The 14371-nt window shown below is 31.2% G+C and carries 13 protein-coding genes; 2 read left to right on the top strand and 11 right to left on the bottom strand.

The annotated features are described in order from the left end of the window. Positions 1 to 82 precede the first annotated feature (82 nt). From AB3G33_RS12015 to AB3G33_RS11990, 6 genes are read right to left on the bottom strand one after another with little or no spacing between them, the layout of a single operon-like run. Positions 83 to 1462: an ATP-binding protein gene (locus tag AB3G33_RS12015; protein WP_367769791.1), complete on the bottom strand. Its 1380-nt coding sequence runs from the start codon at positions 1460 to 1462 to the stop codon at positions 83 to 85. Positions 1463 to 1467: 5 nt separating this feature from the next. After that, the gene (locus AB3G33_RS12010; protein ID WP_367769788.1) at positions 1468 to 2130 is read right to left on the bottom strand and encodes a response regulator transcription factor; all 663 of its coding nucleotides are present in this window, start codon (positions 2128 to 2130) and stop codon (positions 1468 to 1470) included. Between the two features lie 13 nt (positions 2131 to 2143). After that, positions 2144 to 3589 carry a DUF3570 domain-containing protein gene (locus AB3G33_RS12005; protein ID WP_367769785.1) on the bottom strand — a complete coding sequence of 482 codons (1446 nt, stop codon included), beginning with the start codon at positions 3587 to 3589 and terminating at the stop codon, positions 2144 to 2146. Positions 3590 to 3599: 10 nt separating this feature from the next. Beyond that, positions 3600 to 3809, bottom strand: a complete 210-nt coding sequence (locus AB3G33_RS12000; protein ID WP_367769783.1) for a DUF4266 domain-containing protein — start codon at positions 3807 to 3809, stop codon at positions 3600 to 3602. Next, on the bottom strand, positions 3802 to 4791 hold the full coding sequence (locus AB3G33_RS11995) for an FAD:protein FMN transferase (protein ID WP_367769781.1): 990 nt from the start codon (positions 4789 to 4791) through the stop codon (positions 3802 to 3804). The genes AB3G33_RS12000 and AB3G33_RS11995 overlap by 8 nt, the downstream gene beginning before the upstream one ends. A gap of 5 nt (positions 4792 to 4796) precedes the next feature. Then, positions 4797 to 5231, bottom strand: a complete 435-nt coding sequence (locus tag AB3G33_RS11990) for a thioredoxin family protein (RefSeq protein WP_367769779.1) — start codon at positions 5229 to 5231, stop codon at positions 4797 to 4799. 204 nt (positions 5232 to 5435) lie between these two features. Between AB3G33_RS11990 and AB3G33_RS11985 the strand changes: the two genes are divergently transcribed. After that, on the top strand, positions 5436 to 7532 hold the full coding sequence (locus tag AB3G33_RS11985) for an LTA synthase family protein (RefSeq protein ID WP_367769776.1): 2097 nt from the start codon (positions 5436 to 5438) through the stop codon (positions 7530 to 7532). Positions 7533 to 7586: 54 nt separating this feature from the next. Here the strand turns inward: AB3G33_RS11985 and AB3G33_RS11980 are convergent, their stop codons facing one another. Then, positions 7587 to 8591, bottom strand: coding sequence for a zinc dependent phospholipase C family protein (locus tag AB3G33_RS11980; protein WP_367769773.1), 1005 nt, complete (start codon positions 8589 to 8591; stop codon positions 7587 to 7589). 97 nt (positions 8592 to 8688) lie between these two features. Between AB3G33_RS11980 and AB3G33_RS11975 the strand changes: the two genes are divergently transcribed. Then, positions 8689 to 9426 (top strand): YoaK family protein, encoded by a 738-nt coding sequence (locus tag AB3G33_RS11975; protein ID WP_367769770.1) that lies wholly within the window; start codon positions 8689 to 8691, stop codon positions 9424 to 9426. Here AB3G33_RS11975 and AB3G33_RS11970 read toward each other — a convergent pair. The 4 genes from AB3G33_RS11970 to fabG form a co-directional block, all read right to left on the bottom strand. Then, a complete protein-coding gene (locus tag AB3G33_RS11970; RefSeq protein WP_367769767.1) occupies positions 9423 to 10400 on the bottom strand; it encodes a YeiH family protein in 978 nt (325 codons plus the stop codon). The genes AB3G33_RS11975 and AB3G33_RS11970 overlap by 4 nt on opposite strands. 72 nt (positions 10401 to 10472) lie before the next feature. Then, a complete protein-coding gene (locus AB3G33_RS11965) occupies positions 10473 to 11372 on the bottom strand; it encodes a LysR family transcriptional regulator (protein WP_367769764.1) in 900 nt (299 codons plus the stop codon). A gap of 20 nt (positions 11373 to 11392) precedes the next feature. Further along, positions 11393 to 13420 (bottom strand): hypothetical protein, encoded by a 2028-nt coding sequence (locus AB3G33_RS11960; RefSeq protein ID WP_367769761.1) that lies wholly within the window; start codon positions 13418 to 13420, stop codon positions 11393 to 11395. A 79-nt stretch (positions 13421 to 13499) separates the two neighbouring features. After that, positions 13500 to 14246, bottom strand: a complete 747-nt coding sequence (fabG, locus tag AB3G33_RS11955) for a 3-oxoacyl-[acyl-carrier-protein] reductase (RefSeq protein ID WP_367752977.1) — start codon at positions 14244 to 14246, stop codon at positions 13500 to 13502. Positions 14247 to 14371 lie beyond the last annotated feature (125 nt).

Below are 14371 nucleotides of genomic sequence, written 5' to 3'. Positions count from 1 at the left end.
ATATTTTATTTTGATCCTTCAAAAGTAAAATATAAAGATAGGGATTAACTTAAGATAGTCTTAAGGGATACTTAAAGAATACTTAATGAAAGTTAAGTTCCACTTGTGTTCCCTCATTTTCTTGACTAGAAATAGTAACTTTAATGTTCAGTAATTTACATAATCTACTAACAATCGAAAGTCCTAAACCAGTCCCTTTAATATCTGGATGATCTGTAGATTGAGAACGAAAAAAAGGGTTAAATATTTTTTGTAAATCTTCTTTTGGAATTCCAATCCCTGAATCAGATATGTGACATGTCACTTTTCCTTCTAATTCAGTTAATACAATTGCCAACTGACCATCATAATTTGAATATTTAATTGCGTTCGAGACAATATTATTAATAATAATGGACACTAAGTAGCGGTCACTTTTTACATATATTTCATTTGTAAATTGTGTATTAACCTGAATATTATTAGACTGAATTAAAGTAGAAAATCTAGAAATAGTATCTAATAATATGGCATTCAAACAAACATTTTCTATTTTAATAGATTGATTTTGATTCTCATATCTTGCCAGTAAAAGTAGTTGGTCAACAATATTATTTAAGCGATTTACTTCAGTAATACAATAATTAACTTTATCATGATACTCTTCTTGATTACGCGGTTTTCGTATTAAAACTTCTAATGTTCCTTTAATGACTGTTAAAGGTGTTCGTAATTCATGAGAAGCATCTGAGGTAAATTGTCTTTCTCTTTCAACTGCTGTTTCTATTCGATCTAAAAGATGATTTATCGTTTTTGATAAAATGTATAATTCGTCTTTTTTTTGTGGCAATGGAATTCTGGACTTTAAATTATCCTTTGTAATAATATTTGAGGTTTCTATAATAGAACTGATTGGTTTTATACTTCTACCTGCAATAAATCGAGCGATAAGAAAAAGTATTAATAGAATTAAAGGATAAGCAATAATTAATATTTCGGATAAATTTTGAAGTACCATGGAAGCATCTTCAAGCGACATAGCAATTATTAAATAACCAATTACTTTTTCATTTTGATAGATAGGAACTTGAATTTGACGAATTTTATTTTTTAAAATTTTTGAGTCAAACAATTCATTGTCTGGAACAGATTTATTAAAATATAAAATTTGATTCTTTAAATTAGGTGATTTTTCAAGAACATCCCCATTTGCATCCAAAAATTCAATAAATACAGGATTTACATCAACCGTATTGTGCTCTCTTTCTTTCCATTCTTCCATATGGATTAGGAAAAAAGAGTTGTTTTTAATTTCTATTTCATTCAAATGGTTGTTGACCTCTTTTGAAATATCAGTATTTACGTGATTATAAACACTAAATTTTACGATAGAATGTATAGCAAAAAACACCACAAAAATTAAAAGTGCAGTTGTGATTATATAATTAGAAGCAATTCTATTTTTAAAAGAAAGTTGTTGCATATTCATTAGTCATTAGCTATGTAACCTACACCACGAACTGTTTTAATATAATCTTCTTCGATTTTTAGGTTTAATTTTTTACGAATGGCATTGATAAAAACATCAATTACACCGGTATCGTATTCAAAATGGATGTCCCAAACATCTTCAATTATTTGATTTCTTGTACATACTTTACCTTTGTTTTTAATGAGATAATACAACAACTCAAATTCACGCTGTGTCAATGAAACTTCTTCTTGTTTAACTGATACGATGTGCTTTGTTCTATTGATTTCAATAGTCCCTAAATTCAGAATTTCTTCTTTATTTAGGTTTCGAAAGTGAATCTTGATTCGCTCTACCAATTCTTCAAAACTAAAAGGTTTTTTTATATAATCATTGGCTCCCGCTTTCAACCCTTCTATCGTTTCCTGAATCGTATCTTTAGCTGTTAAAAAAAGAATAGGCACTTTGGTATCTTTGATTCTGATGGCTTTACACAAATCCAAACCACTCATTTTAGGCAACATCCAATCTAATAAAATTAAATCAAAGTTGTTCTTTTGAATTAATTCAAACCCTTGTAAACCATCGGATGCACAAGTGATGTTATACCCTTCTTCTTCCAAACCTTGTTGCAAAAATTGAATAATACCTAATTCATCTTCAACTATTAATACATGCATTTATTAAATTGTTTTATTGTACTTCAAATTTAAACCCAAAAGAAGCAATATTTGCAGATAAACCATCACTCCTTTGATAATGATTCAATCGCAAATCTATTGATTTTAAACCTAAAACAAAGATTCTTGCTCTAGCAAATATATCCGTATACGTAAAACCAAGCCCATATTGATTGCTTACAAATTTAGATAAATCATAATCGGAGGTATAATATTTTTCGGTTGAAAGGTGCTGTTCATAAGGTGCAAAATAATCAGATGCTGTTTGCGTATAGTAGCGATACATTGGATACGCCGTAAATTTTGAATTTATTTTTATAGGCAACTCTATTGATGCCGTATGTGCTTGAATCCCCCAATTGTCCTGATAATATCTATAATATGCACGTGCAACCACATATTCATTGATGTAAAAATTTAGACGAGCGCCAATAGGAATTTTAAATCGAGTACTAGGTAACCTTTCTTTATCATCTGCCAATTGGTACACACCTTTATTTTCATAAGACCCATACACTGGAATATATTGTGATTGTCCAATATAATAGTTGGCTTTATCAGCAAAATAAACCCTTTGATACGGTGTAGCTAATAATCCTTCTTGCTTCAAAAGATCCATAAATATTGATAATTGAATCTTTTTAGTCATGATTTGTGAAAAGGAAATCGAAGCAGAATACGAATTTCTATTTGAATTAGTATAAGGTGTAAAAGCAGACGGCAAATAATTCGTTGATTTATTACCATATCGATCCATAATTGTAACACCAGTTAAATATCCTTGGTTCTGAAAATTAGCACCATAAGTTGCATATTCATGCAATTCAGTTGGATAAATGGGTCTCCATTGATCCAGATAAGCATTCGCTTTCAAACTAATCTCTGTGTTTTTTTCATTGAATAATTTAGTGTACCCACCACCAAACCCAAACGAAGTATAATCAAATTCATTTGATACAGCAATATCAGCATTCCACAAATTATTTCTATTGTCTGAACTATGACTGTAATTTGCCGAAACTGAAGCCAATTGATCACTCTTCGAAGCTCCAGAAGAAGCTTGCCAAGGTGTTCCGTAAGGTGCAGAACTTACTGTTGTAGAAGTCGTTTTCCCCGAAGCGCCAGAAGATGTTGATGTAGAACTTTTATTGGAATTAAAAGGATTAATATTACTGGAAGACGCTGATGTATAAGTAGAGATTCCAACATCGAATGTTAATACATCATCATCATTAATCGGCACTGCTATAACAATATTGGAGGCAACATCTGTTAATTTTTCGGAACCGATACCTCCGTTAACTGGTGAATGTGTCCCATCTTGATTGTAATAACTCAATAAAAAATCCACTTCTGTATTTTCTAAAACCCTCTTTTTAAAAGTAGTAGCAGTTTCTTTTTCTTGTGCAAAAGCAGTGAAATTAATCAATACAACAATTGCAATTAATATTTTTTTCATCTTTAATAAATTAATTGCATCCGCAACCACCACCTGTTTTTCCTCCGTTTGCACCTGCGGCAGCTTCACGGTATACTTGAAAAGTAGTCTCGTATTTTTCAGCTGGCTTTGCAGCTAACTTCATGTCGGGATCATTGATATATAATTTATCATATTCTTTCACAGCGACACAAGATTGCATTGCTAGGACTAAAACTAAAAAAAAGGGCCATTTATTCATTTTTATAATTTTTTAAATCAATATTTTTTGAGGTGGATATTTTTCCTTTATCGTCAACATAAATACAGCCAATTCCGGGCAGTTGATTCACCAAATCTAAACCAACATCAACTCCAAGTACAAAAATACCTGTGGCTAGTGCATCTGCTAATTCGGTTGATTTAGCAAAAACAGAGACACTAATCACACCTGATGCTGGATAACCCGTTCTGGTGTCAATGATATGAGAATAGCGTTTACCATTGAATGTAACATACTTTTCATAACTCCCTGATGTTTCAACAGAACTATCTTCGAGTGGAAAAGTAGCGAAAATTTTATCCTTATTCATTGGGTTTTTAATTCCCACTTTCCATTTCTCTCCATCGAGTTGTTTACCCCAAGTATTGATATCTCCAGAGATATTCACTATTCCAGCAACTACCCCTTTGCCGATGAGCATAGTTTTAATTTTATCAGCAATAAAGCCCTGACCAATACCTCCTAAACCCAATTTCATTCCTTCATTTTTAAGAAAAATAGTTGTGTTTTTTGGATCTAATATGATATTTTTATATCCTACTTTACTAACCGAATTTTTAATCTCTTCAGTTGTTGGCATCCTTGTCATGCTTCCGTCAAATTTCCAAATTTTATCCATTGAAGCATAACTAATATCAAATGCTCCTGAAGTTAACTCTGATATTTTCATCGCTCTCCCAACCAAATCAAATACCTCTTGAGGTACTTTTACTGGTTTAATTCCTGCATTTCTATTGACTTCGGATATTGGTGTTGTTGGAATCCAGTCGGAAATTAAATGTTCAATTCGAGAGACTTCCGCTACAGCCATATCAATATATCCATCGGCTTCTGGAATATCTTTAGCTACAACAATCATTTCAAACGGGCTTCCTAACATCGATAAAGTTCTTTTTTGGGTAACCTGAGCCGAAGTTGCAAATACTACAAAAAAGAAAATACAGGAAGATAATTGTCGCATTGTCATTATTTTAAAAATGAATTAAGCAACCCAATATATTCCGTTGGAGAAATATTTTTATAACTTGTAGTGCCCAATACTTTTCCAGTAGCATCTAATACAACAACCAAAGGAAAAATTCCATCCTTATTATATATTTCAGCAAGATCTTGATTTTGTTTCTTGATTTGTGCTTCTAATTGATTTTGCTTTTTCTTTGGAAAATCGGCACGTTCTAAAACCAAATGTTCAGTTGCATATTTCTTGAATTCTGCAGATTGCCAAATCGTTTTATCTAACTTTATGCAAGGTGCACACCAATCAGAACCAGAGAAAACAAGTAAAATGGGTTTGTTTTGTGCAACTGCTTCTTGTTTTGCAAGATTAATATCCGTTTTCCAATCTTGTGAATATCCTATTGTTCCAATAAAAAACAATAGTAATAGCATGTTTTTTTTCATTTTATATTTTTATTTTGTGAGCATTATTGATTGAAAATATTCTTATAAACTTATGGAATATAATATTTTACAAACTTAACTCAAAAACAAAGTGATTATTGTTATCCTAAAGAGTTCTTAAGCCAAAATTAAGAATACAATACCATAAAAAATTTAGTACTAATATGTACCAAATTGCATATTTTTGCATAAAACTAACTAGCTATGTCTTTTTTTAAAAAATTATCCCCTTTTTATAACCTTACCCTGTTTTACGTTTTAGTAAGTTTTATATTAAGAATCGTTTTACTTTTTCATCCTATTACACAAGCCTCTTTCAAAGGAATAGACGCAATCAAAATATTTACATTAGGTTTTGTCTCGGATATTTTTGTTTTTATATTGGCAAGTGGTTTTTTATGGCTGTATCTTATTTTTATATCCAATGCAAAATATTTAAAACCATATGGCTATATTTTTTTTGGGCTATTAATTGCTTTGTTTTTATACATTCTTTCAGGAAAATCAATACTTAATGAGTATGGTGGTGCTTTACCCGAAATAGGTTTGGCATTTGTAGGAATCAAAACAGGCTTGTTTGGTTTATTGCTTTTTTTGCCAAAACACAGAGATAAGATTCGATTTTGGCTTTTTAGTTTTGTTATGTTTCTATTTGTTGTTTTGATTTTACAAAATGCCATAAGTGAATATTTTTTCTGGAATGAATTTGGAGTGAAATATAATTTTATTGCTGTAAATTATTTAGTTTATACTAATGAAGTAATTGGAAATATCATGGAATCCTATCCTGTCATTCCATTATTTTCAGGATTATTCCTTATTGCTGGAATCGTTACCTATTTTATTGTTGGTAAATCAAAAAACTATATTGACAACATTCCAACATTTGTAGAGAAAATTAAAATATCAGGATTATATTTAGTTTTATTTGTAAGTTCCTTATTTGTTATTCCTTCATTGGCAAATCAAGAAAATTCTCAAAATATATTTGCTAATGAATTGCAAGCAAACGGGATTTATAAGTTTTATTTGGCTTTCATGAATAGTGAATTGGATTATTTTAAATTCTATAAAACACTACCAGAAAAAGAAGCATATACCTTACTTTCTCAACAAATTCCAGGTATTTCAAATGAATCTACTTTAAGAGATATCAAAAGTGCTGCTGCTGAAATGCATAAAAATGTAGTGTTAATTACAATTGAAAGCTATAGTGCTGACTTTATGGAAGCTTATGGAAGCGATAAAAAAATCACTCCTTTTCTAGATAGTTTAGCAAAACAAAGTTTGCTGTTTACCAATTTTTATGCTTCTGGAAACAGAACTGTTCGTGGATTGGAAGCCGTAACACTATGCTTACCTCCTACTGCAGGTGAAAGTGTAGTGAAAAGAAAAGACAATAAAGACAAATTTACAACAGGAAGTTTATTTAAGCAAAAAGGATATAATGTAAAATACTTGTATGGAGGAGATTCCTTTTTTGATAATATGGAAGATTTCTTTTCAGGAAATGGATATGATATCGTAGACAAAAAGACGTTTAAACCTGAAGAAATCACTTTTTCGAACGTGTGGGGAGTTTGTGATGAAGACATGTACAACAAAGCCATAAAGGTCATGAACGCTGAAGCAAATGAAAACAAACCTTTCTTTAATCATATTATGACGGTAAGTAATCACAGACCCTTTACTTATCCAAACAACAAAATTGACATTCCTGGAGATGCTAAATCACGTGATGGAGGTGTAAAATACACTGATTTTGCTATGAAAAATTTCTTTGAAAAAGCAAAAAAACAGCCTTGGTTCGCCAATACGGTTTTTGTAATTCTTGCCGATCATTGTGCTTCAAGTGCTGGAAAAACCGAAATGCCTTTGGACAAATATAGAATTCCAGCTATGATTTATAGCCCAGGATTTATACAGCCACAACAGTATAATAAACTAATGTCACAAATAGACATTATGCCTACCGTTTTTGGTCTTTTGAATTTTAATTATCAATCTAAGTTTTATGGTCAGGATGTTTTAAAACCAGATTATAAACCTAGAGCATTAATTGCTACTTATCAAGATTTAGGATTGATAAAAGATAATGTTTTGACCATTATTTCACCTAAACAAGCCTATAAGCAATACCAATTGACACTATTGCCAAAGCCTGGAGTTGGTGCCGATTTTCAAATTTATTATGATGAGAAACCACTAGATAAAAGCCGAATGGATTTAGTAAATGAAACTATTTCATTCTATCAAACCGCATCAGATATGCTAAAGAAAAAGAAATATCAGAAGAATTAATTTAACAAAAAAGCCTGTGAAAATCACAGGCTTTTTTGTTATTATTAAAATTATTTATTCAGCGTCTTTATCACTTTCTATTCCAAATAAATCTCCTTTTTTGAAAAGTTGATTGTCTTTTTTCAAACACTTAGCATTACGTTTTGTCAGTGAGGAAGCATCTAAATTACTTAAATCTGGTTTTCCTGCATTTACCCAAGCCGTATACCAAAAACTAGCTGTAGCGGTAACTGCTTTCTTCATTTGGCTTTCCACCATACCGTTTAAAGCAGTATTGAATTTCCCTGCATATTCATCGGTATATTTTACTCCGTTGTATTTATTTTTTACAATATTTCCCTCTGTATCTGTAACAAAAATTTGATTTGTTGGTAATGAAGTTCTCAATCCTTTATCTGCAGCTAATAATGCTGGTACTAAGCTATGGGTGTCCTTAATCAAGTCCCAAGTCGCTTTGTTTACATCTTCATAATAATGGGCAGGAGCAACCGTAAATTTATAGTTTTTAACAAATAATTCTGGCAATCTACTTTCCCACAAAGCATGAATTCCTTTTTGATCCGTAAATTGACCGTCGTGGTTATCTGAAGTATGCAACGGCATGTGAGCATCTGCTATATAATGACCTAAATCAGCTGCAATAAATAAGATTTCTGATTTTCTTTTGTCTTTAAAAGCTTGAGTTAACTTTCCCATCATTTCTTGAATGTGCCAAGGCAAAGTTCCGTTTTTAGACAAAAATTTATCATCGTATTTCTTTTTGGCTTCAGCCATAGTTTTTGGAAAACTATCTACCGAACCAAAATTCTCCATGTCAAAATAATGTCTAGGTCCTTCGGCCTTATCTTGTAAAATATATTTCCTTAAATCAGGAACAGTCGATTCTTGCGTAATAAAATCGATGTGGTTATAAAAGAAAACCTGAAGTGACTTTGGTAAAGCCATCACTGCTGCTTTATTAATTCTTTCATGTCCTACAATTCCCCAAGAAACAGTTAAGAAACAAATAACTACTGCAGTTAACGTCACTACCGTAGGCTTAAACTTGATATTTTTCATTACATTTATTTATATGAGTTACAAATGTATTTTATTTTTATACAATTAAAAAAAATATCAGTTTAAGATTACAACAATTAACAAAACAGTATTAATTATGTTTCGGCATCAAGGAAAAAACAGAACATTTATTCACAATTTGCGTTTGGCTACTTTACTTTCATTTGTTGCTGGAATAGTAAATATAACTGGAGTTTTGGCAGTAAAGACACTGACTACTAATGTGACTGGTCATTTTGCTTTTTTTGCCGAAGAAGTGATAAAACACAATTATACTGCTGCAATTACTTTTTTTGTATTTACTATTTTCTTCCTAATGGGGGCTTTTACTTCTAATTTTATGGCAGAATGGGTTTCAATAAAACATCCCCATTTATTACATATCATACCTATTTCAATGGAGATAGCTATTTTAACTTTAGTGGGGTTTTTCGGTATTCAAGCCGATTTATACACTTTAGAAGGAAAAATGATTGCTTTTGCAATGCTTTTTGCTATGGGAATACAAAATTCTTTGGTAACAAAAATATCTCAATCGACGGTAAGAACTACTCATCTTACGGGGCTTTTCACTGATTTAGGTATTGAACTGTCTCAATTGTTTTTTTATAAAAAACAAAATGAAAAAAAGAGATTAAATGCTAGCATTTCTTTGCGATTATCTATCATAACTTTTTTCTTTATTGGTTGTATTTCTGGAGGTTATATCTATACTTTTTTTAAAATAAAAACACTATTAGTTGGTGTCTTTTTTCTTTTCATTGCGCTTATGTATGATTCTATTCGCTTGCGTTTTTTAGCTGTCAAAAGAAAAAAGCTTACTACAAAGCACTAACTTAAATAGATAATAGATACTAAAGCTGCAATAGCAATAAAACCCCAAAGTAAAACCCCTTGCAATAATGGTTTAATACCTACTGTTTTTAAAATTTTCCAATTTAAACCCGCCCCTATTAGAAATAAAGTAACTGTAAGACCCGTTTTGGCAATTGAAACTAAATAAGGCGCTACAAGAGCTGTTTGTGAAACAAATGTGTTACAGAGCATCGCTAAGATAAATAACCCAATAAAATAAGGGATTTTGATTTTACTTTTTTTATTTTTAAATAAGTAAGATGTAATTAATGCCACTGGAATAATCCATAATGCTCTCGCTAATTTTACTGTTGTAGCGATTTGTAAAGCCTCTGCACCATATTTATTAGCTGCTCCAACTACTGAGCTGGTATCATGAATCGCAATGGCACACCACAAACCAAATTCATGTTGTGTTAAATGCAACCAATGTCCAACGGCAGGAAAAAGAAACAAAGCAACTGAATTCAAAATAAAAATGACTCCTAAAGCCACCGAAGTTTGTTTCTCATCAGATTTAATGACAGGAGCAATTGCTGCAATGGCACTTCCGCCACAAATGGCAGTTCCACATGAAATTAAATGGGACGTTTTCTTTTCAATACTAAACCATTTACCAATGAAAAAGCCTAAAGTTAATGTACTAAAAATTGAGGCTATAGTAAATAAAAAACCTTCTTTCCCAGCAGATAAAGCACTGTTTACATTCATGCCAAACCCCAATCCTACAACAGAAACTTGCAGTAAAATAGTAGTTGCTTTATGATTTAAATGTAAAAACGGATGCCCTGCCAAATTAGCTACAACTAAACCTAATAAAAGGGCAATTGGAGGAGAAATAAAACCCGACAGGCAAATTAGTATCAGAAAAATAAAAAACATTTGCTGTTGCCACTTCTTAATTTCAAAAAGAAAAGTAGATTTATTTGAAACTAGATAAGATTGATTTTCCATCGTAAAGTAATTGTATTATTACTTTACAAAGATCTAACGATTAAACAGTAATTGCCAATCGTATTTAATAATCTACCATAACTTCAAGTTATAATAACCTGCGATATTTTTTATAAATAATTCCGAAAGTGCGTCGGTTTTTCCTTGTAAACTGATAATATAGAAAAACCTTTCTATTGTTAAATTTTTTATATCTAGAATTACTAATTCTTGATTTTTCAGCTCTTTTTCTATCGCATGTATCGAAATAAAAGCAACACAATCTGAATTCATTAAATAAGATTTAATACTTTCAGTACTGCCCAATTCCATCTCAATTAGCAATTGAGATAAATTAATATCTAATGGTTTTAAAGCATATTCAATTACTTCTAGTGTTCCAGAACCTTGTTCCCGCATTAAAAAACGCATATTCAAAAGATCATCTTTTGTTATTTCAGTTTTAGAAACTAAAGGATTATTTAAATTACAAACCAAAACCAGTTCATCTTTTAAATAAGGAGTGTATTTAATTAATTTGTTCTTCGATTGTCCCTCTACAATACCAATCTCAATTTCTTTATTTAGTAATGCATTTTCAATTTGCTCTGTGTTTCCATTTCTCAAATTCACTTTAACATCCTTCAATTTTTGATGAAAACGCGCTAACAAAGGCGGAATGATATATTGAGAAATAGTGGTGCTCGCTCCTATTCGCAACAATCCTCGTTGTTGATTGATTAACGAACTCATATCAAAATCAACATCTCTATAAATTTCAAGAATTTTATTAGTATGACTCAACAACGTTTGACCAGCAAGTGTCAGGGAAACTTTATTTCCATTTCTATCAAAAAGTTTAATTTGATATTGTTCTTCTAATTCCTGTATGTGCTTTGAAACAGCAGGTTGAGTGATAAACAACTCTAGTGCAGCTTTAGTAAAACTCAAACGGTTTGCAACAGTATAAAATACTTTGAGTCTAAAATCCATACTCGTTTTTTATTATTAATTTACAATAAACCATTGTATTTCCTAACAAACCATTCGGTAGATAGAAAAATTACAATCAAAACCAACATCCAATACCAATCAATTAAAGGAGAACGCGTCACATTATTTTTTTGAATGGATTTATAACTTTCATCTGCAAGAAGTGACTTTATTAATTGATTCACTTGATCCGAAAAATAGGCTTGTCCCTTTGTGTTCGCAGCTAATTGCTGCAACTTATCTACATCAGGATTGACAAATTGTTTTTCAATATCAAAATCTAATATTTCAAAATGACTGGAATAACTTGTTTTAGAATTCAGTTCAGTTACTCTAAAATTATAGTTGCCTGCTGCCAGTCCGTCTAGATTTACTTTATAGGCATTATTGCTTTTCAATAAATCATAGTTTTTAGTTTGCTTCGTTTTTGTGTTCTCCAATGCAATTGTTAAACGTGCTTTATCGTCAAATTCATAATTCTTATTAAAGTACTGAGCAGTAATTTCAATGGATTCTCCTGAATTATAAAAAGTTTCATGATTAACAACCAATGATTTCTTAGAATTATTAGATGCCAAAAACTGAATTACCTTATCAATAAAAAGATCGTATTTGTCAAATGAGTCGCTATCTACGTGACTTTGTAATCTCCATTTCCAACTATTTTCACCCAATAAGTAGGCCGAGCGTTTTCCTTGATTTTCAGAGAACGCCAATAAAGGAGCGTTTGTTTCAATGTTTCTTATTTTTGAAGAAAGTAATACCGAAACCAGTCCGTTCACAGTAACTTTTCCATAGGCATTTTCCAAGGGAGGGAAATTTTCAAATCCAATATCATCTGTCGCAAAGAGATTGAATTGGGAATTAAAGCTAGCCAAATAATCTTCTTTTTGGCTACTCATTTTAAAATCAAAATTGCTTTGCTGTTGATTTAAAAAAGCAAAATCAGTATGCGTTCCTGTGATAATAAAAGTATTGATTCCAGCTAATTTATTTTCATCAAATACTTTTTTAAATGCAGCTGTTGGCTGGTATAACATTAAAATAGTAAAATCACGTAACGAATTGATTTCTTTAGGATTAACCACCGTTACTTTACGTTGTGAATTAGATTCAATTGCTCTTTTAAATGCTGCAACATCAGGATGATTGATTGCTGTAATTATAGCGATATTGGTCTTTTGATCAATTACTTCTACTGCAAATTTCTTCGTATTGTTATAGGTATTCACCTCTTTTTCTTTTGACGAAAGTGTCGCTTTAAACACTTGAGAACCTATTCTATTGGCAGGCAATAATACAGTAGCAACTGCTGTTTTTTTAGTAGCCGAAAAGGAAATATTTTGTTTACTTAAAATCGTGTTTCCTTGCGAAATGCTGAAATCAGCTATAGTATTTTTATCCCCTGAATATTGAAAAAATACTTCTACAGGAAATTTATTTTTATAAAATGCATATTTATTGACATTCAGCTGCGTGATTTTTAAATCCATCACTTTTGCAGTATCTCCTACAACTAATGGGAAAACTTTATTATTTGCATCAAAACTGTACACATATTCATTACCATTGGTTTGGTTTCCGTCTGTGATAATAACGGTTGGAAAAACTGCATTTTTATTGATGCTTCTTAAATCTTTAGCTATTGCATCTAAATTCGTTTGATATCCTTTAAAATCAAATTTTTCCGATGGTTCAAAATTAGCATCAAATCGATAGGACTGAATATCAAATTTATCTTGTAAATCGGTATTCGAAACTAAAGCTGTATATAATTCTTGCGCTTTATTATTCGCTTTAAGCGCCACAATTGAACTCGAATTATCTACTACAATAGGTAAAGGTGTTTTTACTATCTCTAAGGTATTAGTTTTTATAACTGGATTTATCAGCAACAATAATATCCCGAAAATGGAAGCAAAACGCAATAAAGCCAAAAACAAATTCAGCTTTGATTTGTTTTTGGCTTTATAAAAATATTGAAAAAATGACAAACCGCCTGCAATTACTATTGAAAGTAGAATTAGTAAGATCGTGTTTGTAGTCATTCTTTTTATTTTAAATGATGAATTTTAAATGGAAAGATTTCAATAATTTAAAATTCATCATTTAAAATTTATAATTTCTTTACGTAAGCATTCCTCCACATACATTCAATACTTGCCCAGAGATATAAGAACTCATATCTGAAGCTAAGAATAGACATGCATTAGCAACATCTTCAGTAGTACCACCACGTTTTAACGGAATTCCATCTCTCCATCCTTGAACCACATCGTCGTTCAATTTTGCAGTCATTTCAGTTTCAATAAATCCAGGTGCAATCGCATTACAACGAATGTTACGAGAACCTAATTCTAATGCTACTGATTTAGTAAAACCAATAACTCCAGCCTTAGAAGCCGCATAATTCGTTTGTCCAGCATTTCCTTTTACCCCTACTACACTACTCATATTGATGATAGAACCTGCACGTTTTTTCAAGAATGTTTTTTGAACTGCCTTAGTCATATTGAAAACCGACTTCAAATTCACATCAATTACTTTGTCAAAATCCTCTTCAGACATACGCATTAGCAAATTATCCTTTGTAATTCCAGCGTTATTGATTAAAATATCAACAGTACCAAATTCAGCAATTACAGCTTCAACCATAGTTTGCGCTTCATTAAAATCAGCGGCATTTGATTGGTATCCTTTCGCTTTTATTCCCAAAGCATTCAATTCATTTTCTAATGCTAAAGCCGATTCTACAGATGAACTGTAAGTAAACGCAACATTTGCACCGTGTTTTGCAAAAACCTCTGCAATTCCTTTTCCAATTCCACGACTTGCGCCTGTTATAATGGCCACTTTTCCTTCTAGTAATTTCATATTCGAAAATTAGTTTAATTTTTATTTGAAGCTATTCCCGCTATTCGCTTCAATCTTTTATGTTTTAAAGAAAAACATAAAAGGATTTCCACTACTATCAGGGCTATCTTAGAGTCGTCAAATAT

The sequence above is a fragment of the Flavobacterium sp. WC2421 genome (assembly GCF_040822115.1).
Lineage (GTDB): Bacteria > Bacteroidota > Bacteroidia > Flavobacteriales > Flavobacteriaceae > Flavobacterium.
The sequence above is the reverse complement of the archived record's forward strand: the minus strand, read 5'-3'. Positions and strand labels throughout refer to the sequence as shown.

What these genes read in the sequence shown, in the direction of transcription:
- AB3G33_RS12015 (WP_367769791.1), bottom strand. Translation starts at nt 1,462, where the DNA reads ATGCAACAACTTTCTTTTAAAAATAGAATTGCTTCTAATTATATAATC.
- AB3G33_RS12010 (WP_367769788.1), bottom strand. Translation starts at nt 2,130, where the DNA reads ATGCATGTATTAATAGTTGAAGATGAATTAGGTATTATTCAATTTTTG.
- AB3G33_RS12005 (WP_367769785.1), bottom strand. Translation starts at nt 3,589, where the DNA reads ATGAAAAAAATATTAATTGCAATTGTTGTATTGATTAATTTCACTGCT.
- AB3G33_RS12000 (WP_367769783.1), bottom strand. Translation starts at nt 3,809, where the DNA reads ATGAATAAATGGCCCTTTTTTTTAGTTTTAGTCCTAGCAATGCAATCT.
- AB3G33_RS11995 (WP_367769781.1), bottom strand. Translation starts at nt 4,791, where the DNA reads ATGCGACAATTATCTTCCTGTATTTTCTTTTTTGTAGTATTTGCAACT.
- AB3G33_RS11990 (WP_367769779.1), bottom strand. Translation starts at nt 5,231, where the DNA reads ATGAAAAAAAACATGCTATTACTATTGTTTTTTATTGGAACAATAGGA.
- AB3G33_RS11985 (WP_367769776.1), top strand. Translation starts at nt 5,436, where the DNA reads ATGTCTTTTTTTAAAAAATTATCCCCTTTTTATAACCTTACCCTGTTT.
- AB3G33_RS11980 (WP_367769773.1), bottom strand. Translation starts at nt 8,591, where the DNA reads ATGAAAAATATCAAGTTTAAGCCTACGGTAGTGACGTTAACTGCAGTA.
- AB3G33_RS11975 (WP_367769770.1), top strand. Translation starts at nt 8,689, where the DNA reads ATGTTTCGGCATCAAGGAAAAAACAGAACATTTATTCACAATTTGCGT.
- AB3G33_RS11970 (WP_367769767.1), bottom strand. Translation starts at nt 10,400, where the DNA reads ATGGAAAATCAATCTTATCTAGTTTCAAATAAATCTACTTTTCTTTTT.
- AB3G33_RS11965 (WP_367769764.1), bottom strand. Translation starts at nt 11,372, where the DNA reads ATGGATTTTAGACTCAAAGTATTTTATACTGTTGCAAACCGTTTGAGT.
- AB3G33_RS11960 (WP_367769761.1), bottom strand. Translation starts at nt 13,420, where the DNA reads ATGACTACAAACACGATCTTACTAATTCTACTTTCAATAGTAATTGCA.
- fabG (WP_367752977.1), bottom strand. Translation starts at nt 14,246, where the DNA reads ATGAAATTACTAGAAGGAAAAGTGGCCATTATAACAGGCGCAAGTCGT.